Source organism: Vibrio penaeicida, assembly GCF_019977755.1.
Lineage (GTDB): Bacteria > Pseudomonadota > Gammaproteobacteria > Enterobacterales > Vibrionaceae > Vibrio > Vibrio penaeicida.
On the sequence record NZ_AP025145.1, the window covers coordinates 463533 to 488682 of the forward strand.

A 25150-nucleotide genomic window follows, 5' to 3' on the forward strand; every position below is an offset into this window, starting at 1 on the left:
GAAACATGGGGAAGTTTATCAGCGGCTTGCTTAAAAAAATGGGTCAGAGCTTCAAGTCGGCCATACCGATTTTAATGGTCGCATTGTGTGTGTTGATCATCGTTGCCATTTGGTGGGCGGGTCCCATGTTGGAGTATCAAGAAACCAAACCGCTCTCGACCATTATGTCGCGCGTGATCGCCAGCGTGATCTTCTCGCTGATCTGTGTGGCGTTTTGGGGCATGTACCAATGGAAAGCGCTCAATCGTTTTAAAGCTGGCATTAAACGCGACGAACAGTTGAAAGCCGATCCGATTCTTCAATACGAAGAAAGGCAAGAGGTTGAGCTAAACCAAATCATGGTCAACATGAAGGAGAACCTCAACAAGCGCAATCATTTGTATGCGCTGCCTTGGTATTTGGTTATTGGATTGGAAAATGCCGGTAAAACCAGTTTGATTAACCGCTCTGGCCAGAATTTTGTGTTCTCTACCGTGATGCGCGCATCGGGTAAGAAGACGGAAAATCCATACAGCTTTGACTGGTGGATCGGCGAAGAGTCCGTACTGATAGACCCTGATGGTGAGCTGTTAACTCAGGGGTACAACAATGAAGATAACGACGGTCAAATGGAACGTCGCTTATGGATGCACTTCATCGAATGGTTGGAGCGCACGCGTAGCCGTCGCCCACTAAACGGTGTGGTGATCGCCATTGATGTTGCTCAGTTAGCTTCGGGTACAACATCAAGCCGTAAAGCCTATGCAAGTTTGCTGCGCACACGTCTTAGAGAGTTGATGGAAACCTTGTCGACTCGAATGCCTGTGTACGTCACGCTAACCAAAATGGACTTGCTGCACGGCTTCGAACCTTTCTTCCGTCATTACCCGAAAAGTAAGCGCGACGAAGTGATGGGCTTTACCTTCTCGTTGGATTCCGTCGACAACCTTGATAAATGGCTACATGAATTTAGTGAAGACTACAGCCGCTTTGTCGAGCGCATTAAAGAGTCGTTGCCTTTGTCGTTACTTGAAACGATGGATAACGCAGAGCGTCGCAGTATTTATGGCTTTACCCGCCAGATTTCGGGTTTGAAAGAAGTACTCCACGAGTTCTTGCAAGATGCCTTAGGGAGCGATCAATTCTCAACCTCGGCATTGGTTCGTGGCGTGTACTTTACTTCAGTGTTCCAGCAAGGGGTGCCTTCGAATGCGTTCGACGATGCTGCGTCACGTCGCTACGGCTTAACCCACGCGATCAACCGCGCGCAAGATGCTAAAAATTCCACCGTTTACTTTACGCAAAAGCTGTTTAATCGAATTGTGTATCCCGAGGCTGGCTTGGCATCGGATAATTTCCGAGTCGCGAAGCAAAAGCGCAGAATTGTATTCCTTTCGTGCGTGGTGTGTTTGATAGCCACCTTTATGCTGTTCGGTAGTTGGCATGGGTACTACATCAAAAACGTCAATCAAGCCGATGCTGTATTGGCCAAGGTGAACGAGTTCAGAAATAAGTACCCTGAGGATCTTTCACAGCTGAATCAGAAAGAAATCTTAGAACCGCTGGATACCATTCGTGAAGCGACGCTGGAATTTGGTTTCTTCCGTGAAAAACCTGAATACATTTCCGATATGGGTTTATACCAAGGGCACATGATTGGTCCTAAGGTGGAACAAACGTATTTGGCGTTGTTGGAAAGTCGTTACCTACCTTCACTGATGAAAGACATCGCCTTAGAGCTCTCGAATGCGGAAAACGAAGAGCATCAACTGGAAGTCCTTCGTGTATTCCGAATGATGATCGACAAAAGCGGACGTTATAAAGAATTCGTGATGGATTACTTCTCTAAGAACTGGCAAAAGCAGTTTGTGGGTAATCGTGTCACACAAGAACGTTTGCTGGAGCACTTAGACTACGCCATGAACCACACTGATTTGGCGACTCAGTATAAGGAAGGCAACCAAGCAGCGATTGCCTCGGTTCGCCCTTATGAAGGGATGATCGCGAAGGCGCAGCGTGATTTGAGCGCGATGTCTATTGAACAGCGTGTTTACCGTAACTTGAAGTCCAATTCATCGACGTACCTTGGCGCGCCTATTAATCTGCGTAACCAAGTAGGTCCGGTATTTGATGTGGTGTTTGAGGAGCGTGTTATCGACAGCGATAACCTAATGATCCCACGCATGTTGTCTAAACAAGGTTTCGATAGTTACTTCATCGAGCAATCGGATTCGGTGTCGGAACTCGCTTTGATCGACAGTTGGGTGCTTGGGCAAACGCAAGTGGCGGAATTCAGCGCGGCAGACAAGATCGCCCTGAAAAACAAGATCCGCTCTCAGTATGTGGTCGACTACACCAACACGTGGCGTAATGCGTTGAACGAAGTGGATGTGAAGTACTTTGTTGATATCAACAATGCCGTATTGGTACTGGACAACTTAACAGGCAGTACTCAACCTTTCACGCGCTTGCTTCAAGCTCTGGAAGACAACACGCGCTTGTTCAGTGAATTACCGGAAAATGAAGAAGCTAAAGAAGAGTTGCTGAAGTCGCCAAAATACAAAGTGGCGTCCATGATTCACGCGCCGTTTTCTGAGTTGAATTCCATGCTGCATGCACAAGGTGCGCAACCGGCGTATTTCGACGAAGTACAAACCGCCGTTGTGCAACTGCTGAATTACTTGAAGGCCATCCAAGATGCACCAGACGTTGGCCGTGCAGCGCTGGATGCCACCAAAGCGCGTATTAGCCTGAGTAATGCAGACCCAATCTACACCCTAAAGCGCATCGCGTCTGGTTTGCCTAGCCCGCTAGATAACATGGTGACGAAAATTGCCGATGAAAGTTGGTATGTGGTGAAACAAGAAGCCATCAAACACCTAGAGATTCGCTGGCAGCGTGACGTGTATTCGGTATTCCAAGAGAAATTTGCGGCTCGCTATCCGTTCGATCAAGGTTCGCGCAAAGATGTAGCCTTAGAAGACTTCGAAGAGTTTTTCTCGCCTAGCGGCACGCTGGATAGCTTCTACAACGAACAGCTGAAAATGTTTATTGAAGAAGGCATTTCGATATCGGAAGACTCGGCGCAGCAATCACTGATTCGCCCAGAAGTATTGGCGCAACTAAAACAAGCGAAAAAGATCCAACGTGCGTTCTTTAACCGCAAAGGCATCTTGGATGTCGCGTTCTCGTTGGAGCCTGTGCGCTTAACGTCGAACAAGCGCCGTGCGGTCATTAATATCGATGGTCAGTACGTGGAATACAGCCACGGACCTCGACAAACCGTGGAATTGATTTGGCCTAACACGCTACGCGGAAGCTCGGTATCGAAAGTGACCTTAGTACCGACTAAGCGGAATTTGTCGCCAAGAAGTTTGGAACGAAAAGGGCCATGGGCATTGTTCCGCTTGTTAGACAAAAGTGAAGTGGTTGGGGGAAGCTTGACCAGCGTGGATTACAAGTTCGCGATTGATCGCGGAGATGTGTCTTATCGCTTGTATTCAGAGGCGTCGGTGAACCCGTTCAAAGAACGGTTGTTTGATTCGTTCCGATTGTCTGGAACCTTGTATTAGGCCAACAGGCCCTAGGGCTACCCCTTTAATGGGATAACACCCTTAGATTTTTTAGTCGTACGTGGCGCAGCCGTTGCGCCATCAATAAAAAGGTATTCTGGTGTCAAACAGAATTTATATCGACCATGGAATTTTCACCATACTGAGCGACCAACCGTCGCTCAGGGACTCCGAACGTTATCAGAAAATTCGCAATGAAATAAATGGTCGTATGGGGTTTCTTTCTGGTTCGACTCAATGGGAATCGGTTTTTAATGAATGCGTAAAGCTGGGCACAGAAATCGGTATGGATTTTCTGCTGACCAGTTATTTCTCGGTTGCGGGCTTTAAAGTGGAAGGGATCAAAGGGTTTGCCTCTGGTCTTGAGCTTATGCTTGGTGCGTATGTGGAAGACAGCGAGCACAAGGCATTATCTAGCCGACACAAGCAAGAAATTATCCAGTGGATGACCAGCAAGGTTACGTCGGATCTAAAGCTGATTAAGCCCAATAGAGACCAGATCCGCGATTTGTATCGCTGTGAACGCGCATTGCAAGATTTGCACGAACTGTGTGAGCGTTTTCAGCCGGAAGAGCTTCCGAAGTTTGAAAGTATTGCTTTCTCCATTTTCGAGCATATTGATCGCATTGAAACAGTGACAAGACCAAATGCACCAGTATCAGACTTGCCTATAGATAACTCACCAAAAACAAGCCGAAATATTTGGATGTTTTTGTTTGTTTTAGCGTGGGCGCTGACCCTCGGCGCCGCGTATTACTATTCAATTGAGCGGTTAAAAGTTTGCCATGCTTTCGAAGGCATGAAGAATACCGTGTCAGCACCAACTGAAGAATTGCTGTCGAAGATGACAGAAAAGTCGGTTGCAGAATTGCCTCTGGATGAACAAAACATCATTCGTTCGGCGCTGGTGGATGCGATGGACAAAGATCTTGAGATCACCGTTTATCAGCAATACATCAATATCATTATGTTGATAGATAAGGCGAAAGAGCTGTTCCCAGATAACTCTGAAGTGGAAGACGCGATAGAGCGTGTAGAAGCCCAAAGCCAAACCTATAAAGTGGAATTGGAGCGTGATTTGGAGCGTTTTTATTCGGCGAGAACATTGGCTGCTAACTTAGTCGGTGGATCTAAACATGCGAAGAATAAGGAAAGCGCTGAAAGGTTAGAGCAATACATTTTGAGCCTATCCCCAATTTACAGCCGAAATGCTTACATTCAGGAGCAAATCGATAAGCAAAACTACGATCTCGCCAAAGAGGAGCTCGCGGTGCTGCAAGAGCGTGTTGCTCGTATCGTTTGGCAATTGTCGTCTTATCAGAAAGCGCTTTCAGGCGTGGCGCAATATCCTGCGGTTGCGGCTAAAAGTGCAGATGACACGGACCAAGAAGAGACGGTGGTAGGGCAATGAAAGGGGTGATCCGTGTTTTGTGTGGAATGCTACTTGGCGTGTCGCTGAGTAGCTTCGCCATCAATGAAATCGAGGATATCTCACCGCAAGACGCATTTGAAAAAGGCAGTACGTTAAGGTTGCAATACCACAACGAGCAGGCGCTGCATTATTTGAAGTACGCTGCTGATGAAGGGCACTCTATGGCGGCGTTGCTATACGCAGATGAGTTGGCAACACTGCCACATGCGGCGAGGCGGGAAGATGAAATTGTCGAGTACACCTTTAAGTCCGCTGACAGTGGTAACGTTTGGGCGATGCAACGGTTAGCTAAAACCAATCGATCCGGTGACGAGGAACAGCGTATTCAATGGCAAACTCATTTCCTTACCGCACTAGAAAAAGCCGCAGAAGAAGGAAACAGTAAAGCCATGCTGGCGCTGTTTTATCGCGACAGAGAAGACAACTATAAGCAGGCAAAATTTTGGCTGCGTAAAGCTCTGGAACAGGGATATTTACCGGCACAATATGCCAAGATAGAGTTGGTAGAGCACGGCTATGAGGAGTGGTTTGTGTTGCCTGGTAACCGCCTGAAAACGGTCAAAAAGCAGTATGTGGAATTAGCGGAAACGGGATACCTTCCAGCGATTAAGAAAACCATACAGCTGATGATCGATACCGACAAAACGCATGAAGCCGTGGTTTGGATGGAGAAAGCGGTCGATCAAGGCGACGCAACATCTTTGGCACTTCTTGCCAAGGCGTACGCGGGTAATTTCACGAAAACCAGAGTCGAAACAAATTTGGTGAAATCGTACAGTTACTACCAAAATTATTTGGATGCGATTGGCTCCGATAGGTTAATTGGAACACGCAAACGAATTGAAAAAGAAGAGCTGGCGGTGAAAGAAAAACTCACTGAGGAGCAACTGGCGGCTGCGGACTTACTTCATCAGGAATATCGAGCATCACATACCGTTAAGCAATTTGAAATGCCATGGAAATACGAAATGGAGTAAACGCTTTTTATTGGTATGTAATTCGATATGAGGCTGTTCAAAAATGAGATTTAAGTAAAGACGTGTTATTAGTGAGAATGATTAACTTGGCTCATACCAATACACATATTTTGTTAACATTGCGGACAAAATAATTGCTGCAGTGTGCTAAAAATAGTGATGGATAGGTTATTAGATCAACAGAATCTAAGTCTAAATCTATGACGTGAGAGTAGATATTACTATTGCACTATTTTTGAACAACGGGCTAAGTTGGCAAAATGAAATCAGATTCAAGAGAGCAACGCCTTTTCTTAAAAGCTTTCGCGATATCATTCGTGATCTCTCTTTTAAGTTATTTTTCTATTCAAGGCACCGTTAACTACTATCTGTGGTTGGAACAAAATGACGATGCAGAAAGTGTTCTCGAAACGATCGGTAATGTTCACAGCGAAGTCATTGATGTTTTAACACGTCTAAATCGTCTTAATCTGCGCAGCTGTTCCGAAGAACACAACTTAATGATGCGCAAACTTCTGTTCACCTCAGACTACGTCAAAGATATTGGCTATCTAGAAAAGCAAACGTTGTTTTGTACCACTGGTAAAGGAAAGTTATCACCCCCGTTTGTCGGCGGTGCAACCCCACATCTTGAAACAAAAACAGGCTTTAAGTTTTGGCGACACGTTAAGCTGATTATTCTGGATAATACTTACGACTCTCTTGTGATTCGAAAAGGCAATTATAATGTCGTTTTGGATGAAGGTGCGCTGCGCGAGTTGATTGATGATCGATTCTTATGGGAGCTGGTATACCTCAGAAATAACAAGCCGGTTTATTTCGACGGCTTGGAAGGGTTGTACGCAAAGCCTTTGCCAAACACGCTCGACTTTCTCACAGGAGAAGATCACAACATTGTTAAACATTGCGATACGGTCAGTCGATTTTGTTTAGCGATCAAATATGACCCTGAGAAAACCGACAGTGACTCAGTGGTGCTTCAAGTATTCACTATTGCAACCAGCCTACTAATAGGGCTGTTTGCCTACATGATAAGCGCTAAGTGGTTACGATACCTTTCTTCAAAACTCTATCGTATTCGCAAAGCCATCAAACAAGACAGCTTTCACTGCGTTTATCAGCCTATTGTGGATCTGAAAACCAGCAAAATGATTGGTGTTGAGATGCTGGCTCGCTTCACGGATCGTCAAGGCTGTATATACCCCACGGAGTTTATTCCAATCATCATTCAAACAGGTCAAACTTGGAAATTCACGCAGAATATGATGAAGAAAGCCATCAGTGAGCTTCATCAAATAGAAGACCTGTCGATCGATTTCAAACTCAACGTGAACATATTTTCGACTGATGTGAATCAGAAATCGGTTTTAGAGCTCACAGCCGAGGAGAGGGAGTACAAATTCAAGGGTGTTTTGGTCCTTGAAGTGACAGAAAGTGAAGAACTAGAAGACAGCTCTGCACTGCATAAGCTTCGTGTATTAAGAGACAAAGGTATTCAAATTGCAATTGATGACTTTGGTACAGGTTATTCTAATTTACACCAACTGCGTAAGATGAATGCGCATTGTCTGAAGATAGACAGAAGCTTTATTCAAGAGATGGAAGATGCTTCTATTCGTTCGTCGCTGATAGAGCACATAGTTGCTATCGCGAAGCAAGAAAACTTACTTTTAGTCGCAGAAGGCATTGAAAACTCGATCCAGCATCAGATCCTGACTGAAATGGGTGTGGAGTACGGGCAGGGCTGGGCGTTTTCAAAAGAGCTGCCTTTAGCAGAGTTGATTGAGTATTGCGAAACCGAATTTTCACAAGAGTAATCCTATACCCTATACCCAAGTATCTTGAGATAACTTGGGTATATTGTCGCTAAATCACTTTTGCGCGAGTTTGCTTTCAAGATCAGAAATTCGAGCTTCGAGCGATTGAATGTAAGCCATGACATTTCTTCCGCCGATGATGGCCATTGGTGTCATGAGCATTTTGTCTGCCTCTACCAGTGATGTGGTCACAGACTCCGCATCCACAGTTGTAGCGCTTTGTTTACCGTAAATAAATTCTTCGAACTTAAGGCTGCCTGCTTTAAGGGACGTTTCTGTGCGTCCAACCGAAAATTTGTTCTTTAGAGTAACATCTGTTGCTCTTACTAGCGTCTCATGCTGACCACCTTCCATCTTGTTGGCGACATACACAATATTTGGGTTTATCTCGGTGTAATTGGTCATCCCATCACCGGAAAGAATACGTTGTGACGTTATGCCATTGCGGAATCGTTGAGGGTGGTCATGCAGCACGGTTGTTAAGCCTCTACGACATTCTGGAATGCTTTCCCAAAACCATGAACTACTCACATCAGTGCCTTTTTGCGGATCATTTTTGGCTTTGTAAAAAGCGCCATCCTTCTGAATTTCATCTCCGTTAATGTATTGCTTGTGTTCACTAAAGTTTGGGCAATTATCAGCAAGTGCAGGGAAGCTAAACAATGCGATTAGCGTAGAGGTTAATAGCTTAAGTTTCATCGTGTTTCCTCTCGTAGTGGATTTATCTCAAGTAGCTTGGGATATGAGAATATTGAACCTATTGGAGATATAAACTGATTTTATATAGTTATCAGTTGTTTATATTTTATTCGAGAGGTCAATGTTTCGACAGTTAGGAATTGCGACGTGATTGGCAAAGTCATGTAATCAATTTGTTAGGCAATAATGTTATTTATGCGATAAATCTAAAAAATGGATAGAGAGTCAAATTTTTCAGAGTTAAATTACATTCATAAAAATATGCAAAAGAAATGAAATACCAAGATGATAATACGATATTGATTCCATTGAGCTAAAAGCGGAATTATTTAAATGGAAAGATACCGCATATAAGCTATTGAATGAAATTGGTGGAAGTATTTCCCTAGACATTATTTTATTTGCACTACCTAAGGTGCTTTAAATTTTCTCTCTTTGTTTATTTACATAACATAAAACATATTTATGTAAATAGAATGAGCTTGAAATTCAATCTGTAATCTAAAGTCATTAAATACAATGACTTATGTTTGTTTATTCGAATGATTGTAAGCGAGTTAACTATTAAACCTTAAGAATTCTGTGATTCTCATTCCGCTTATGGCTAATATTAATGGTTATTGTGTGATTGTACTCACATCGAATTAATGATTGACGATTTGAGTATGTACTTAGATTTAATTTTCGATAATTTAATTGAACTATTAATTTATAAATTAAATGAAATAGGAGGTGTTATTTAAATGGAATAATTAGTCACTTTAAATATATAAATAGCAGATATAAATATCAATTATAGCTCTAGGTTCACTCCTAAGGCTTAGGGTAATATTTACCTGAAAAATTGATTCTAAATTATAACTAAATAACTTAAGTGTTGATTCACTTAAGGCGAGTAATTATGCCTGAAACTCTTTATTTATACACGGGCAGTTTTTATTTTCACTAAAGCTAATTTGGCTTGTTTTGGTGAATGGTTAGATTGAGTTTAATTTGAGTTGTTCCACGTGAAGTACAGAGACTACCCGCCAAGAACTTGATGAGATTTTATTAAAAATATTATGGGTGATTTGGCTGGGTATATAGGAAATAAATACATTTAAGGAATTAAAATGAAAGTACAAGTAAAACTTCTCAGCGTATTAATTGCAGGTGCATTCAGTTCTGCTTTTGTTCAGGCAGACGACAATTCAGTGAGCCCTCGTATCATTGGTGGTTCGGAAGTGTCACATTCAACGGTGCCTTATCAGGTTGCATTAACACGGAACAGAAACCAATTCTGTGGCGGTACCTTGATTGCACCGAACTGGGTGCTGACTGCCGCACACTGTTTAGATGGAGTATCAGCAAGCCAAATGCAAATTCGCATAGGTGCTACAGACTTGCGTACCAATCAGGGTGAATACCACAATGTATCTCGTATTCACGTGCATGAGCAGTGGAGTGGCAATGTCACCCGTGGTCGAGATATCGCTTTGTTGAGATTGTCTTCATCGGTGAGCTCTCAATACAAACCTGCGAAATTGCCGACTCCTGCATTGAAGGCACAGTTGGCATCTCCTGGTAGTGATGTAAAAGTATCTGGTTGGGGGCGTTATACACGATCTTCCAGAGCTGGAAGCCCAGTTTTGAAAGCGACAAACTTGCCGGTGATCAGTAATGCTCAATGCAGTAACTTCATTGGTCACAATACCGCTACGGGGCAAGTTCCAAGCGATAATATTTGTGGTTACGATACGCGCTCAACAGCGTGTCATGGCGACAGTGGTGGTCCGTTTGTTAAGCAATCCGGCAACGATTTCTATGTGTTTGGGGCAGTGAGCTGGGGATCACCGCAGTGTGACAGCGCGACGGCATTTGCAGATGTCACACAATTTGTCCCTTGGATCACTCGTAAATCGGGTATTTCGCCAGATGGCGGCACTACGACACCACCAGCAGATGCGTGTTCTGGTGTAGCATCTTGGGAACTGTACAAGCAATACAATCAAGGTGATCGTGTGATTGCTAACGGGTCTCTATTCGAGTCCAATGTTAGCCAATGGGGTGTGAACCCATTCAGCGATTACTGGGGTTACTGGAACCTAGTCCAAACGTGTAATTAATTCGGCGCGTTTAATTTCTCAAGCGAGACTGTTTTAGTTCACGCTTTGAGAATCAGTACACTATCGGCTTCTTCGGAAGCCGTTTTTAGATCTGTTTGCAAAGGGATGACAAGAGTTGTAACCCTTGCTCTATTTTATGTGCAATATTTTTATCGGGTATCGCTTGGTACTTCTGGTAGTGCAAATTTAGCCACCAACACTGACGAATCACAATAAGCAAAGGCAATATACTGAGGTCTAATTGTTCTGGTTCTTGTACTTGCTCTAAGTACCCTGAAAGCCCTGCATGCCAGAGTGGGGCAGACAGCCGTTGCGATAGCGTCGACCATATCATTGTCGCAAGATCGTATTCCCTTGGTGCTAAAACCACATCTTCAAAATCCATCCAAAGCCATTCATGTTGCGGCGTCACCATGCAGTTAAGGCGATGCGCATCACCAATGCAGACCTTACTCTGCGTTTGCTTTAATTTAGGATCTTGTTGCAGCTTCTGATCTCCTTGCAATAAAGACGAATGGTAAGCACGCCATATGCCATCGAAAAGGGCTGGTGCGTTGAAAGGGAGTGCATGGTTATGTACCGCGTTTGTCGAATCGGATCGCACAAATTGCTCACATTGTTGGATTTGCGCTTTAGTGTTGAATTCTGAGCAACGAGTTTTTAGGGTAGGTATTCGGTCAAAATGAGCGTGCAGTTCAGCAAGAGACTGCCCCAATAGGAAAAAATCGCTGGGTGTATTGTCTGGGTGTTTACCTTCAATAAAAGGGCGAACCAACACATAACCTTGGTTTGTAGATTCTCCGAAGGGGCTTTCTCTATTGATGACACTTATCCATGAATTTCCATGAATCGTGATTTTAGGGGCGCAATAAGACAGCCCCATACATTGGTATATTTCGGCTTCGTGGGAAAGGGTAAAAGGGGGCGAGCTTTGGTATTTCACAACCCACTCACCGTTTGCATCGCGCAATTTATAGAGCTGCGCTCTGCCTTTGGTGAGTGGCTCGATGGCTTTGACCTCCAATTGGTAATCGGAGATCAAAGTGTGAGTGAGAGATGGCGGAATCATTCAGTGCCAAACGCCGAATACAAGTGTGCGGCACAAGCACTGGGCATTTCAGGATACCGAGACGTGCCTATACTCTTATCTTGCTCATTGATGGGTGGACCTTGCGTAGCCCACTGGTTGATCAGATCTTGTGATTTAGGGTTGCTTAGCAAGGTTTCTTCCAAAGGTTGGTAGATGTCGCCTAAGCAAAACTCTTCCAACCCAACCAAGCTCATGCATGGGTAAATTAACCCATCGTCGTCTACACACAGTTTCATTCTTCGAAAGCACGCCATCATGGTATCTGTGTTATTGCCCATTGTTTCGTTTACCTGAAACCACTCAATATTCCCTCTATTCAGCCACTGCTCATCAAAAATATTGAGTTGGCTCATCACCGAGTACGAAGCAATAAAGGCGATATTTTTGTCTCGTGATAATGCTTCCAGCCCTGCTTTTATCCGGCTTGCCTTTTCTGGAGTATCAACGTCTGTTGCTAAGATAACTAAACAAAACAGTTCTATGGAGTCTGCTTGCTGCATGCGCCTTATGAGCGTTGAGTCGGTGTGAAAAGCAGCGGCTTCAACCGTTACGCTAACACCAAATCCCGCTTGATGAATACCTGAACTGACGTTGATAATTTCGTCTAGCCTAGGCACCACACTGTCGCCAGAAAAAGTCACGTCTCTGTCGTACATACAATGAATATTGCGGTTTTTCGAGATACCGACACTTTCCTGAAAAAACTGATCGTAGGTTTTCAGCCATTTAAGGAAATCATCGTAGGGAGCAACTTCATAATTTCTCTGAGATATCATCACTAATGACCGAAGCCATTGCATGGGGGTATCACATTTCCAAGGTTGCGCACTGATTGGGCTAACCTCCGTGATTTTAATTCTGTCCATAATTTGCCTCTTTCAGCTCTTCTAAACTTTGTAGCATTTTAGATAGTGCTAATTTTGTACTGACGTCACTGATACTTTTTATAACTTCCACTGCCTCGGGGTTAGAAAATATTTTCCAACATAGCTGGCACATATTGGTGAACTTATCGCCCACTGATATACCCGCTGCTTCCAAAACCGGAAGGAATGTTCCTGGTCCTGAGAACACCAACATTCGAATGATCGGATCTCTATTCATCCTGTTTGTGATGTTCACGATGGACTCTTGGTTAATATTCCCTAGCTTGTAAAGCTGTGTTTGATCAAAGCCTGCACAACAAGGAGAAACGTACCCAGCCGCATTAATGGTTAAATTTAACGAGCTGTGGCAACTCCCTGATTCTGCATTTTCAGATTCGTATATTTCCTCACTTTCGATTTGTTTCTCTGCACGTCCTGTTCTGAACACGGGAGATGAGGTGATGCGATTAACTCTCGATACCGCATCTGGCGCGAGCAGTTCTAGAGCTTCTCCTACGTGGTGTTTTTTGGTGGTGAGCAGCCGAAGATTGATATCGATACCCGCATTGGATAAAGCGACGAGCGCATTTGATACGGCGGTAGGGTTGATGTGTTCTAAATGCCAATAGTCCCAACTGATTTCTGCACTGGTAAGCCCTGCTTCTTTCAATTGGTCAGCGACGCGTTGGGCTTTTTTGGCGTTTTCACCCCAATACGCGTTGGTCGTTACGGTGATATCGAGAAAGCCAGCCTCTTTACCGGTTTCGACGAGCGAGAAAACATCTTTGTGGCGCAAGAAGGCTTCACCCCCTGCGATATGTAAGCGTCGAGTTAATGTTTCAATTTTGGGTGCTTCACGTACAGCCTGAAGGAGCTTTTCCATGGATATAGAGTGAAGACCTAGCCTATCCGATCCTTTAGGACCGGAACTTTGATAGCACATTGCACACTGAGCGTTGCAGCGGTTAGTGGTTTCTACCACTAAGCCGCTGTATCTTATTGGCATCCAGTGAACAAGTGACGTTATGATGTCTGCTTGTTGCATGGAGCCTCCTAGCGCATAAATGCACCTCTATTGATGCTTCTCAGCCTTGTGACGTCTCTAATTCCCGTTCGATCATGGAACTTGATTCGACCGGGTAAAAACGTGCCCTTGCCTAGCCCTTGCAACTCGTACAAATCGGCTGCACGACCTGCCCTGACAAGCGTAACCACCATCGTTACAACAACAGCCGCCGCAACAACAACTGCCGCTGCTGCTGCAACCACAGCCGCTGCTGCTGCAACCACAGCCGCTGCCGCCGCCAAACCGGGTCCTTCGCCGATGACAGGACCAGCCAAGTCTGTTGGGGGTTTGTTCTCGAAACGGTTACGAATATCTATGATGTCTTTGGTCACATGAATGCCCGCTTCTTCAGCGAATTCAACATCTAGATTGATGTCGAAAAGCGTCTGATTTACGGTTTTAGCCACAACGTTTGGGTGAAGCAAAACACCATGTTCTACTGAATAAGTTTTAGGGTCAGACAAAAACTTCTGCGCTTCATCTGGCTTTTTTATCAGCTCTTTGATGAATGCGACTTGCCCTTCCAAAGGTGTAAACGCCACATTGTTCAGCTTATCCAGTTTTACTTTGCGGGATTTTGCCGTTGATTTGTCAAATTCATTGACCGAACTTGTTTCATCAGGCATGTTATCTCCTTGTTATTGTTGATGTTATTCCATTGATTACAATCCAACAACGACCAATGAAGATGTCGTAAAAGCGCACTTGTGAACAAGTACGCAATGGATAACTTAGTCTATAAATGGAGCTCATAAAATGAACTATGTAAGAATATTAGCGAGTTTTTATATAATGTTTATTCATGTATCAATAATGAGATAAAGAGACATAGGTGAATTATCAATATGACATTGATAACATATTGAAAAGTAGGCTAAAGTGCCTTCAAACTTAATCAAGACTAAGGAATAGTGGATGCGCGACTCGCTAAGACAAAAAGTGGTACAGGTATGCAACAAAAAAATTGCCCAAAAAGGCGATAACGTAGGCGTGTCTTTTTATGCATTCTTCGCGAATAAAAATGATGATCCGGAGTTACTAATGGAAGCCGCAACATGGTGGATTCAAACTCACAAATTGGATCATTTTGAAAAAGCGCACAAAATCATCGCAATGATCGAAGAGGGGAAATAGCATCCTTACCTAACCTTCGAAGGACGAGAGCCGAAAGGGTGGGTCTCAATGGAGTTCACACTGTGCTTTCGATTCTTGATGTTGAGCAGTGATGTTTTCAAAATCGCTGCCTTTCCAAAAGTTCAATCTCTAGGGTCTGTTGATCTTTCGAGATGATTTTTGCAGCAATTTGTGGGTGATTTATACAAGGCAGAGCTTATTCGGTGTAGTCGCTCTGTATCAATGAGCGATATACTCAAACCACCTCAAGATGCTAGGTTCAGCGGCTTCTTATCTATAGATTTGGGGCTTGGTTTTCAGGCAAGGTACCAATTTGCAGATCTAGTGGCTCTAAATCAAGAATTGGTTACGCAGCATGAAAACCAAGCAAACTCGCCCTTGGGAGCTCATCTTCTGTCCCATTTCATCGTCAAAGAACTTGGAAAGGACTCGTCATTCCACTTCGTTCTTTTCCTTGAACTGACACAGAAGATAGAGCTCTGAATCCTGCACCTTGAGGTGGTTTGGTTTGAGTATAACGCAGTAGAAATAAAGACCTCGCTGTTGCTGATTGGTATAAATCAAACGATCATTCAAACGACTCTTGGTTCTGTCCATCCGTTTTTCTTAGTGGATAAGTGAGATGTTTGTCACATTTCACCACTCTTTATAAAACCAAGCTCAATCAATTAATTAGTGAGATCTCACTCGAATATTCAAAAGAAACGAATAAATCCATATAGGGCTCAAATGCCAATACTTTACGCCAAACTGGATCGGGTTGGCGTAGTGATTGCAAAATGATTTGCTTACTAACCAAACTATGGCGATTAATTATTGATTAAATCTTATTCAATAGTGTGTTAATTCACCCATATTCCAGAATTGTTTTACATGAAATAATTAGCCTTGCACTTCTTTTCTTATTGGCTCAAATACTGTTTTTTACGGCTTTTCTTCAACTTGCGAACCCTCTCGCTAAATTTGATGAACCTCTAAATAATTGAATTATAAATAACAAATTTACGTCGTACTGTATTCTCCAATGTCAATATTTAAATTCCATTTGTTTGACATTTATTGTCTTTGTTATAAGAATTGGCGACATTCGTCCCATATTACAAAATAGTGTGACGAACATTCGGATAAGGTTCGTTGTTAAAAAGAGATAAATGTTGATGAACATTAAAAGGGTATTTCTGCTCAGTGCGGTAAGTACTTTGCTAACTACAGGGTGTCAAAACACTCAACAAGTGCGTCAGAGTCGTGTTTATGACCCTACAGTAATTCAATCCAATGAATTGCCTATTTTGGTCGTCAATCAGGATGGTGAGCGCAGCTATCGTCAGGTTAGGGAAACCGAAACATGGTTTTGGACACGTTTGAAAAACGATACCTACTTACCTGGAGAAAACCTGGTTATTCAGGTGCTGGGAGATACTCCGTTAGAGCAACCCCCCGCTATATTTGCGTTTACCGTACCGGAAAAAGTGGGCACATTATCAATGAATCCATTGGGTCCGTTTCAATCTTGGACTCTCACAAAAAAGAGCGGAGAGCGCTGCCTTTCAGCCCGCCAGAATGCAAAAAAAAGTGGCCAATGGATTTCCATATTTACTCGCTATTGCACTTCCAACCCTCACCAAGATCTGACTTGGATCGAAGACTACACACCGTCTATTCTGCTAGAGAAATACTAATATGAAACCCGGCTTAACAAAGCAGATCTTTAAGGGTCTGCTGATGCTTTGTGCACTCTACGCATTGTACATTTTGGCGACATTAAACATTTCGACAGAGACGCATATTTGGCTTGCGTCTAGTGCCTTTGTTTTATTATTGCTCTTGTCGAAGAACCTATCGACAAGAGCCACAACATTCATTCTGATCATCGGCGCATTCATTTCGTTTCGTTATATCTATTGGCGATTTCAAGAAACACTTCCTTGGGAAAGTAGCCTAGACTTGCCGTTTGCAATGCTGCTTTTTATCGCGGAGTGCTACGGTATTCTGGTCTATATGATGGGTATGTTTGTAACGGTTAAACCTTATGAACGGAAACGCGTTCCTTTAAATATAGATGCGCATTTACCTACTGTGGATATTTACATCCCAACCTACAACGAGCCTATGGATGTTGTCGGTCCTACCATTTTGGCGGCATCTCGTTTGGAATACCCTGGTAACTTCCGCGTTTACGTTTTGGACGATGGCGGCACTCACCAAAAGTTAAATAATGAAAATGCTGAAGAGGCAAGCGAAGCGCGTAGCAGAGCTCAGGCACTGAAGGCATTTTGTGAAGACGTTGGTGCAAGTTACATCACGCGAGAAAAGAACGTTCAAGCCAAAGCTGGGAACATCAATCATGCTTTGGAGAAAACATCTGGCGAGCTTCTTTTGATTCTGGACGCCGACCATGTACCAACGCGTGATTTTCTGATGAACACAATCGGCTTGTTTCAGAAGGACCCCAAGCTCGGCTTTGTTCAAACTCCACATTTTTTTGTTACCCCTGGACCCGTCGAACGAAACTTGGGTATTGAAGATAAAGTCCCTTCAGAAAACGAGATGTTTTACAACAAGACACTGGTTGGAATGGACTTCTGGAATGGTTGCTTTTTTTGTGGGAGTGCAGCGGTTATTCGCAGAGTGGCGCTTGAAGAAGTGGGAGGTATATCCACCAAAACCATCACAGAAGATGCCGACACTGCGTTAAACATGCACTCCAATGGTTGGAGCAGCGCGTATCTGAATATTGCAATGGTAGCGGGGTTATCTCCGGATACGTTTGGTGCTTACGTTACTCAGCGTTCTCGCTGGGCGCAGGGCATGATACAAATATTCTTACTGAATAACCCTTTGTTTAAAAAAGGCTTATCGGTTCCTCAGCGCATTTGTTACCTAAACTCAACGCTATACTGGTTTTTCCCCATTTTCCGATCGGTGTTCCTTGTATCACCGCTGCTTTATCTCCTGTTTGATCTGCAGATATTTGTTGGCAACACGAAAGATTTTCTGATTTACGTTGTGCCCCATCTGGTGATCAGCGTCATGATAACTCAACGATTGTTTGGCAAAACACGACGCGCATTTTTCTCTGAGCTCTACGAAACTGCCCTGTCGATATACCTCTGTTTGCCGACGCTTTCTGTATTGCTAAAACCGAAGAAACCCAGTTTTGTGGTGACGCCAAAGGGAGAAACAACGCAAAAAGTGTCGTTCTCCAAGCTTACGCCTTTCATGGCATGTCTGTTCGGCTTAGTTGTTTTGGCCGAGGTGTGGGGGATTTACCGCTACGTAAGTTTTCCTGCCGAGCAAAGCCAACTTATGCTGGTGATCTTGTTCAACACCTTCAACTTGATTTTGATTGTACTGTGTTTGGGGGCAATGCTCGAAACTCAGCAGCGTCGGAGCGAACCGAGACTGCTGGTGAATGAAAAAGCGGTTATCACGGATGGAGACAAACGCTTCAATGCCACACTGAACGATATTTCACTGAAAGGTGCGAGGCTGACTTTGAGCAGTGTAGAGCACGATATTTTGTCAGGCGATATTGTCACTGTTTCTTACTTTACTGAGAGTGGGCAAGCCGAGAAAGGTCAAAAACCACGCTACAAAATCGTCAGCCTAAATATGCGGGTGGTAGCGGTTAAAAATGGTCAGCAAGGCGTACAAGTAAGCTGTGTTTTGGTGAGCCAAGAAGCTGAGGACATGCAAGTACAATACGCTAAGGCATATGGGCAAAGCCGACGGTGGAGCCAGAGAAGGGAATATGAAGAAAGCTTGAAGCAAGGCGTTTTATCTTCGGTTATTGGGCTTTTCTCATTAGCGTGCCAACACCTTACACGAGTATTAACGACGTCCGTAAAGCAAAAAGTTGAAACATCAAAGGTTCAGAGTAAAAAGGAGTTTCAAGGTGAATAGGTTTTTTAATGGGAACGGGCTCTTCGCTTTCATTTTGCTGTTCACCAGTTGTTTGGTACATGCAAATAAAATGGTGGAAGTCCCACTCGCTTACGCGACAGACAATCAAGGTGACATTGTACTTCGTGGTCAAAATCAAACCATTTCTATCCCAATATCGATTCTAGATGGACAAGAGGTGGAAGAAATAGCGTTATCGTTGTCGATTTCCAATAACAACGACATCGACCAAACTCTGCTTTGGGTAGCTGCAGGCAATAAAACGTTAGCAAAAATTGAATTAAAGCAGCGCAGTCAGCGCCAGAATATACGTATTGAGATTCCACCCGCACTGGTTTCTCAGGAAAATCCGCACCTAATTTTACGGGTGCAACACCTACTCAAGGACGACAAAGCAACGGTTAACTCCACATCGTTGAGCACACTTGTGAGTAGTGAGCATTCATTTTACTCACTCATGTACTCTGAAAGTTCGTCGCTAGACAGCCAAACGCTGTTGTCGTTTGATGAAATGGTGCAAAGCGATCAAAATTACAACTCTAAGGTGCATTTGATTTCGCTAATTGATCGCAATCCAACGTTAGCGTTAGGGACTGCTGCCTCTCTCGTGCAAGGCTGGGCGCTCAGAAGCGGGTCAGAAGACCATCAGTTTGACTATCGATCCGAAGGGGTATCCGGTACGCAAAGGGTAATTCGAACGGAACTGAGTGGACCAACAGTCGTGTTTGGCAACAAAGAAGCGCTGATAGAGCAAGGGTGGATCGATAACACTATTTATCAAAGCATCACCGGTCCATATTTAGGTTCAGGGGGATCGCGGAATGGGATCGAATGGTTGCTCGTGGTTTCTGGTAACAGCGATCTCGATGTAAAACGCGCCGCTCAAGCGTTTGCGAATAACACTCGAGATCTGCCGGACACGCGTCATATGGTGATTCAGAAAATTGAGTCTGCACAAGATCGTTTTCTAAAAAGTGATGAGACTTACCGGTTGTCTGAGTTTACGAGCCAATCGGATCTTACTCATTCACCGTTGGAGCTCCGATTCGTGATGCCGAGCAATATCCTGTTTGGCACCGAAGATACAGCGAAAATAAATTTACTTCTCGAGCATACTCGCGTGGCACCGGGAGAGGGGTCGATGATATTGCGAGTGAACGATAAGTTCATCAGCAGCATGCCACTGCGTTCCAGTTATTGGCGCGACAGCCAACATTACCGTTTGAATATTCCAATGAGAGAATTTGAGCCCGGTATCAACAAGGTCAGTGTGGAAGTGTATGGTCCCATCGACATTCGCAGTCAGCAACGTCGATTCTCGGCGACGATGTCTGAAAAATCCAATGTAAAGCTGGGGTCATGGGTTCATTTTATTCCAACAGAGAACCACCAAGTTGCCCCAACCGATTTTCTCGTGTTGACGGACAACAATGGTAAATCGGCACAAATAACCGTTGATAAATCTGATCACATTCAAATGAACAACCTGTGGCGATTGCTGAGTTACGTGTCGCATCGAACCCAGCAAACCGCGTCTGATTTGCTCATTACAGAGACCGAGAAGCAGCAACGTGAATTTCAGGTGATGCTTCGTCAGCCAATGAAAAGCAGTGAACAAAACCTGCAAGAAGAGGGTCGATTAGCAGAAGTGAAACAGCAATTATTCGATTACGTTGCCCATGAACAGAAAATAGCAAATGAAGAAAGGCAGGAACAGCAAGAGTCAGAATACGCTGTGGTGGAATCGCCGTTTGAATTTGAAGCTGAAAAACGTGCTTATGTGAAGCACAACAATGGCAACGGTTGGTACCGAATTCAGTTGTTGGAAAGTACCGAATCGCAATTTGATGAATTCCTTAAAAGTGAGCCAACACAAACGCCGTCTGGCTTATTAAGCGAGCGAGATTTTTCGCGCAGCATCCATCAATTCATAAAAGCGATTTTCATTGGTTACCCAATTGGGCTGGCGTTAGCGGCATTATTTATCATTTGGTGTATGTCTTCGATTGTTACCCGATATCTTGAGGAACGAAAATGCGGATAAAACGATCCATTTTAGTCTTGTCAGTACTCTCTTCTATTTGGGTGAGTGGTGCGAGCTTTGCGTCATCGCAATGCCATAGCGATCAAAGTATGTGGAGCACGTACAAATCCAGTTTTATTACACGCAATGGTCGAGTCATAGATAATGCCAACAAACACATTTCACACAGTGAAGGCCAAGGTTACGGCATGCTTATCGCCGAGTATTTCGGTGACCAAAAGACATTTAGAAAACTTTGGAGTTGGACTCAAAAACACTTAAGCCGAGATCAAGACCCTTTGTTTTCATGGAAATGGCAGTCTAAAACACCCAATGTACCCGACAAAAATAACGCCAGTGACGGCGATATTCTTATTGCTTGGGCGCTGTTACGCGCGAGTAAACGTTGGCCAAATCAAGGGTATCAATCCAGCGCCAAGGAAATCATTCAAGAGCTACAGCATTCTCACCTAAAAAGCCGAAAAGGTGAGGTGGTTCTATTACCAGGTAGTTACGGGTTTGAATTCAGTAGGCGAACGGTTGTTAATCCAGCGTATTGGGTCTTTCCTGCATTTGATGATTTCAGCCAATACAGCGATCAGTGGAAAGCGTTGTCGGAAAGTGGCGTGGCGATGCTAAACGCAAATCTCTACGGTCACCATTTGCTACCACCAGATTGGTTGGAAGTCAGTAAAAATGGTTGGAAACCCGCTCAAAATTTCCCGCCTCAGTTTAGTTACTCAAGTTACCGAGTGCCGCTCCACCTGGTGTGGGGAGGGCGTTCTCATCGAATCAATTGGCTTTATAACAATTGGTTGGAAAGCAGTAACAAAGCGTGGGTGGATGTGACAACAGGAGAGTTAGCACCTTATCCACCTCCAGAAGGTGCAACCGCAATCGCTCAACTGGTCGAACGCGCCAGTAAACCAAGCGCCTCTCAAAAAGGGATCTCTGTGTATCCCAAAGGAAAAGATTATTACTCCGATAGCTTAGTGCTGCTATCGCACATTGCTTACAACGAAAGGATTTGCCAATGAAACGTTACCTTGTCATCGCAGCACTGATATCCCTGCCAGTACATGCGCAAAAACAACAAGACGTTACTGTTTTCGACGAGCGAATTGTTGTCGAAGTGAGCTCAGAATCTCAACCTGAATTTGATGAAAGCTTATATTGGGAAATACTCAACAATACAGGCTGGAAACAAGCAAAAGAAGCATCGAAAGGGCTGACTATTTCACCTGCTCTCAAAGAGGAAATTGAATACAAAGAGTCTCTTGAACGTTTGAGCTACCTTGTTAAGAAACGAAGAACAAGTAACGCGAATGCCTTGATCCTTGCTCATCCAGAGTGGCGCACTTGTGACCGTGTTCAATGGCTTTGGTTGGATTTAAAAAATGAAAGCAGCACGGGGTATGGCAGCAACGCGAAATCTAAATATCAATTTATTCTAGATAATTGTGAAGGGCATGAATTGAGTACCACACAAAAGTTACTCAGTTGGACCGGACAAAGTGCGCAAAATGACATTTTGGCAAGATACAAAGCGGCTCCCAATTATAATGCAAAAGCGGCGGCTAAAATCCGTCACGATTTGAAAATGGATCGGTTTGCCGCGGGTAAAGTCAGTGTAAATGAATTGGTGGAGCTCGAAAAAATCGTGATGCGTAAAAAAGACGCAGAACTTGCCGAATTGGTCGCTTGGAAATACCTTGAAAATCAACAGCCCTCAAAAGCGCTAGAATGGTTTGAAACGGCAATCGGCTGGGCAGGAGCAACAAACAAACGCATTGAAGGAAAATTGCTGAGCCTTCAACAAATGGGCGAGCAAAACCGCCTTCAAGTCGAATACAAGATTTGGTCGAAAGAATACCCTGCCATCGCTAAGTGGGATATCGGTTCCGATGAGGAAATGGATTTGGCGTGTGAAGAATCTACCGTTAAATGTTTACAATCTTTGCGTGATAAGCCTGAATTGTCTGCGCAGGAATACGCGTTGAAAGGGTGGAAATTATACGAACTATCACGCCCAATATCGGCAAAGTTGGCGTTCGAAAATGCTATTAACCGAATGTCCCCTGCTGATGAAGAGTGGGATTTAACGCAATATGGTTACATGCTTTCACTGGAACAATCGGGTTATGTTGATAAAGCTGATCTGCTTGCCCAGCAAATAAATGACTCAGACAAACGTCGGAAAATAGACAAACAAACCGCATTAAAACAAGTGTACTTCGCGTTCGACAGCAAAGATTACGATGAAGCCCTATCTCGAATTGATGAGTATGAAGAGTTGTATGGAAAAGAGGTCCAGCTAATTGAAATTAAAGCTTGGTCACTTTATAACAGTGAACGCCAAAAAGAAGCATTGAGTGAATTCGCTGTACTTGCCGAAGCCTTCCCACATGATAAAAAAGTACAGCACTCTTATTTGGTGATCAAATGCAGTGTTTTCTCACACAAAACTGAGTGCAGAGAGTTAGGTTACTAAGGTCGACAGACTGAATAAGACAAGTTGGAACCCTCCTTTATTGGGAGGGTTTTTGATTCATCGGTGAAAGTTAAATTGATGGACTCATTAAACTCAGTGAAATAAGGTGATTAGTCATTTCGTATCATAACGAGTTAAAGAAAGGAATAGTGATACATGAAGGACAAGTTTGAGGCACTCAAAGCATTAGGTGCAGGGGATTTTCAGCATTTAAATGGCTCTTTAATCGCTCATTTGGAAGGGACGCAACGTATTCTTAAGGAGTGGGGTGCATCTGAAGTACTGCAAACCGCAGGGCTGTTTCATGCAGCATATGGAACCGCAGGGTTCGATGAAATCATGGTGTCTTTGGACAAGCGCAATGACATCGCAGACGTAATTGGAGTTGCAGAAGAAGAACTTGTTTATCTCTACTGCTCATGCGATAGGGATAGTGTATTTCCGCAATTTGATGGCAGAGACCCTATTCGGTTCAAAGACCGATTTGTTAGCAAAACGTTTGACTTGGATAAAAGCACTTTACGTCTGTTTTGCGAGTTAACCGTCGCGAATGAACTTGAATTGGTGTACGCAAGCGATGAATTTAAGAAACAGTATGGCAAAGAACTGTTTACTCTATTTGAGACAATGCAGCCGTACCTCTCACTCAACGCAAAAAGCGCTTATCAAAACGCTCTCGCCAACGTATAAAAGATAGATACTAAATCAAAGGTAGATATTGCGCATACGAAGGCTCGCTTATGACATACGAAGAGTTTAACCAATTCTGTGGCTCCTTAGTAGCAACGACTCACGTTGTGCAATGGGGCGATTCTCATGTGTGGAAAGTTGGTGGCAAAGTGTTTGCGATAGGAGGTTGGGGCGATAACAAACAACCCGCTTATATCTTCAAAACGTCCAATAATAATTTTGATTTTTTAAGCGACCATGATGGCTATCGTCCTGCTCCGTACTTTGCGACTCGTGGTATGAAGTGGATTCAACAAACGGATACCGTTGGCGATAAAGATGAAGAGCTGATCTACTACATTAAAGAGTCTTATCGAATTGTTTCACTGGGGTTGACCAAAGCCAAGCAAAAAGAATTGGGCTTAAACCAGTAGCGATCTCCACCTCATTCCTACGTAAACTTCCTCTTTAGATAGAAAGCAACAGACCTTAATTAGAGCTGAGGCTATTGATATATTTAGACCAATACCTCGGCTGCTAATACACATTCGAAACGGACTGTTCGAACCTGCTGAATGCCTCTTTCTTTACGCTGTTTTTCATTTTCAATGTCAGATTGAGAAACTTAAATCGATACCACCAAAAATTAATCTCTATTTGCGATAGTGATTGTTTGGTTTTTATATCTATTTGAAATGTAAAATAAAAAAGCATAGATCTCATATGGCAAACATATTGCTTGTACCTATCCCTACCAAGATTGGATAGACAAGAGCAGGGGCACATGGACTTTAAAACGGTATCGATAGTAAAGGGGTTGATTGCTCTTTCATTAGGCTCTCTTTTATTAGTGGGCTGTAAAACCACCCAGCAGGCGGGACTTGGGCAAAATAGAACGTACGATCCCAATCAAATTGAAGACTACCAGCTTCCAATCTTAGTTGGTGATATCCAAACCCAGCGTAGCTTTCGCCAGTTTAAAGCACGAGAAACATGGTTCTGGGCACTACTTAATAACGATACCTTCCTTCCTGGTGAAAACGTCATCGTTCAAATCATCAGTGATACGCCTTTAAAGCAGCCCCCAGAAATATTTGCATTCTCGGTTCCCGAGTCAGCTGGGGATTTGGCGTATAACCCTATCGGTCCCTTTCAATCGTGGACAACCAAAACCAAGAGTGGCGGTAAATGCATACAAGCTCACCAAAATATAAAAATGAAAGGTTACTGGATTTCCATTTTCACCCACTACTGCACACAGGATAAAAACCAAGACCTATCGTGGGTAAGCGACTTTCAACGTTCTCCAATGCTAGAGGGATTCTAG

Annotated in this window: 19 protein-coding genes; 14 read left to right on the top strand and 5 right to left on the bottom strand. The window is 43.7% G+C overall.

Annotated elements, in window-relative coordinates; genetic code table 11:
* The first annotated feature begins 5 nt into the window (after window positions 1-5).
* The 4 genes from tssM to LDO37_RS20480 all read left to right on the top strand — a co-directional run bounded on the left by tssM (window position 6) and on the right by LDO37_RS20480 (window position 7777).
* On the top strand, window positions 6-3551 hold the full coding sequence (tssM, locus tag LDO37_RS20465) for a type VI secretion system membrane subunit TssM (RefSeq protein WP_101110145.1): 3546 nt from the start codon (window positions 6-8) through the stop codon (window positions 3549-3551).
* A gap of 100 nt (window positions 3552-3651) precedes the next feature.
* Window positions 3652-4962: a type VI secretion system ImpA family N-terminal domain-containing protein gene (locus LDO37_RS20470; RefSeq protein ID WP_185829758.1), complete on the top strand. Its 1311-nt coding sequence runs from the start codon at window positions 3652-3654 to the stop codon at window positions 4960-4962.
* Window positions 4959-5960, top strand: coding sequence for a tetratricopeptide repeat protein (locus LDO37_RS20475; protein ID WP_126607159.1), 1002 nt, complete (start codon window positions 4959-4961; stop codon window positions 5958-5960). The genes LDO37_RS20470 and LDO37_RS20475 overlap by 4 nt, the downstream gene beginning before the upstream one ends.
* Before the next feature lie 260 nt (window positions 5961-6220).
* Complete coding sequence (locus tag LDO37_RS20480; RefSeq protein WP_126607160.1) at window positions 6221-7777, top strand: EAL domain-containing protein; 1557 nt, start codon at window positions 6221-6223, stop codon at window positions 7775-7777.
* Between the two features lie 54 nt (window positions 7778-7831).
* Here LDO37_RS20480 and LDO37_RS20485 read toward each other — a convergent pair whose 3' ends face one another.
* The gene (locus tag LDO37_RS20485) at window positions 7832-8476 is read right to left on the bottom strand and encodes a hypothetical protein (RefSeq protein ID WP_126607161.1); all 645 of its coding nucleotides are present in this window, start codon (window positions 8474-8476) and stop codon (window positions 7832-7834) included.
* Window positions 8477-9588: 1112 nt separating this feature from the next.
* Between LDO37_RS20485 and LDO37_RS20490 the strand changes: the two genes are divergently transcribed.
* The gene (locus LDO37_RS20490) at window positions 9589-10581 is read left to right on the top strand and encodes a S1 family peptidase (RefSeq protein WP_126606851.1); all 993 of its coding nucleotides are present in this window, start codon (window positions 9589-9591) and stop codon (window positions 10579-10581) included.
* A gap of 85 nt (window positions 10582-10666) precedes the next feature.
* Here the strand turns inward: LDO37_RS20490 and LDO37_RS20495 are convergent, their stop codons facing one another.
* Genes LDO37_RS20495 through LDO37_RS20510 form a run of 4 tightly spaced genes read right to left on the bottom strand, consistent with a single transcriptional unit; the run spans window position 10667 to window position 14229 of the window.
* Window positions 10667-11650, bottom strand: a complete 984-nt coding sequence (locus LDO37_RS20495; RefSeq protein ID WP_126606852.1) for a phosphotransferase — start codon at window positions 11648-11650, stop codon at window positions 10667-10669.
* Entirely contained in the window at window positions 11647-12537 is an 891-nt protein-coding gene (locus LDO37_RS20500; RefSeq protein WP_126606853.1) for a hypothetical protein, read from the bottom strand. Before LDO37_RS20500 ends, LDO37_RS20495 begins: the two co-directional genes overlap by 4 nt.
* Window positions 12524-13582: a radical SAM protein gene (locus tag LDO37_RS20505; protein WP_126606854.1), complete on the bottom strand. Its 1059-nt coding sequence runs from the start codon at window positions 13580-13582 to the stop codon at window positions 12524-12526. The genes LDO37_RS20500 and LDO37_RS20505 overlap by 14 nt, the downstream gene beginning before the upstream one ends.
* Before the next feature lie 8 nt (window positions 13583-13590).
* Entirely contained in the window at window positions 13591-14229 is a 639-nt protein-coding gene (locus tag LDO37_RS20510; RefSeq protein WP_185829739.1) for a hypothetical protein, read from the bottom strand.
* A 289-nt stretch (window positions 14230-14518) separates the two neighbouring features.
* On the opposite strand from LDO37_RS20510, the gene LDO37_RS20515 reads away from it, so the two are divergent.
* The 9 genes from LDO37_RS20515 (at window position 14519) to LDO37_RS20555 (ending at window position 25150) form a co-directional block, all read left to right on the top strand.
* Window positions 14519-14737, top strand: coding sequence for a DUF6500 family protein (locus LDO37_RS20515; RefSeq protein WP_101110134.1), 219 nt, complete (start codon window positions 14519-14521; stop codon window positions 14735-14737).
* Between the two features lie 1157 nt (window positions 14738-15894).
* The gene (locus LDO37_RS20520) at window positions 15895-16416 is read left to right on the top strand and encodes a hypothetical protein (protein WP_126609384.1); all 522 of its coding nucleotides are present in this window, start codon (window positions 15895-15897) and stop codon (window positions 16414-16416) included.
* Between the two features lies 1 nt (window position 16417).
* Window positions 16418-18640: a UDP-forming cellulose synthase catalytic subunit gene (bcsA, locus tag LDO37_RS20525; RefSeq protein WP_126609385.1), complete on the top strand. Its 2223-nt coding sequence runs from the start codon at window positions 16418-16420 to the stop codon at window positions 18638-18640.
* Window positions 18633-20684 (top strand): cellulose biosynthesis cyclic di-GMP-binding regulatory protein BcsB, encoded by a 2052-nt coding sequence (locus LDO37_RS20530; RefSeq protein ID WP_224055792.1) that lies wholly within the window; start codon window positions 18633-18635, stop codon window positions 20682-20684. Before bcsA ends, LDO37_RS20530 begins: the two co-directional genes overlap by 8 nt.
* The gene (locus LDO37_RS20535; RefSeq protein ID WP_224055793.1) at window positions 20675-21700 is read left to right on the top strand and encodes a glycosyl hydrolase family 8; all 1026 of its coding nucleotides are present in this window, start codon (window positions 20675-20677) and stop codon (window positions 21698-21700) included. Before LDO37_RS20530 ends, LDO37_RS20535 begins: the two co-directional genes overlap by 10 nt.
* Window positions 21697-23154 carry a hypothetical protein gene (locus LDO37_RS20540; RefSeq protein WP_126609386.1) on the top strand — a complete coding sequence of 486 codons (1458 nt, stop codon included), beginning with the start codon at window positions 21697-21699 and terminating at the stop codon, window positions 23152-23154. Before LDO37_RS20535 ends, LDO37_RS20540 begins: the two co-directional genes overlap by 4 nt.
* 156 nt (window positions 23155-23310) lie before the next feature.
* Window positions 23311-23844, top strand: a complete 534-nt coding sequence (locus tag LDO37_RS20545) for a DUF6817 domain-containing protein (protein WP_126609387.1) — start codon at window positions 23311-23313, stop codon at window positions 23842-23844.
* A 50-nt stretch (window positions 23845-23894) separates the two neighbouring features.
* Complete coding sequence (locus LDO37_RS20550; protein WP_126609388.1) at window positions 23895-24257, top strand: MmcQ/YjbR family DNA-binding protein; 363 nt, start codon at window positions 23895-23897, stop codon at window positions 24255-24257.
* A gap of 350 nt (window positions 24258-24607) precedes the next feature.
* A complete protein-coding gene (locus LDO37_RS20555; RefSeq protein ID WP_126609389.1) occupies window positions 24608-25150 on the top strand; it encodes a hypothetical protein in 543 nt (180 codons plus the stop codon).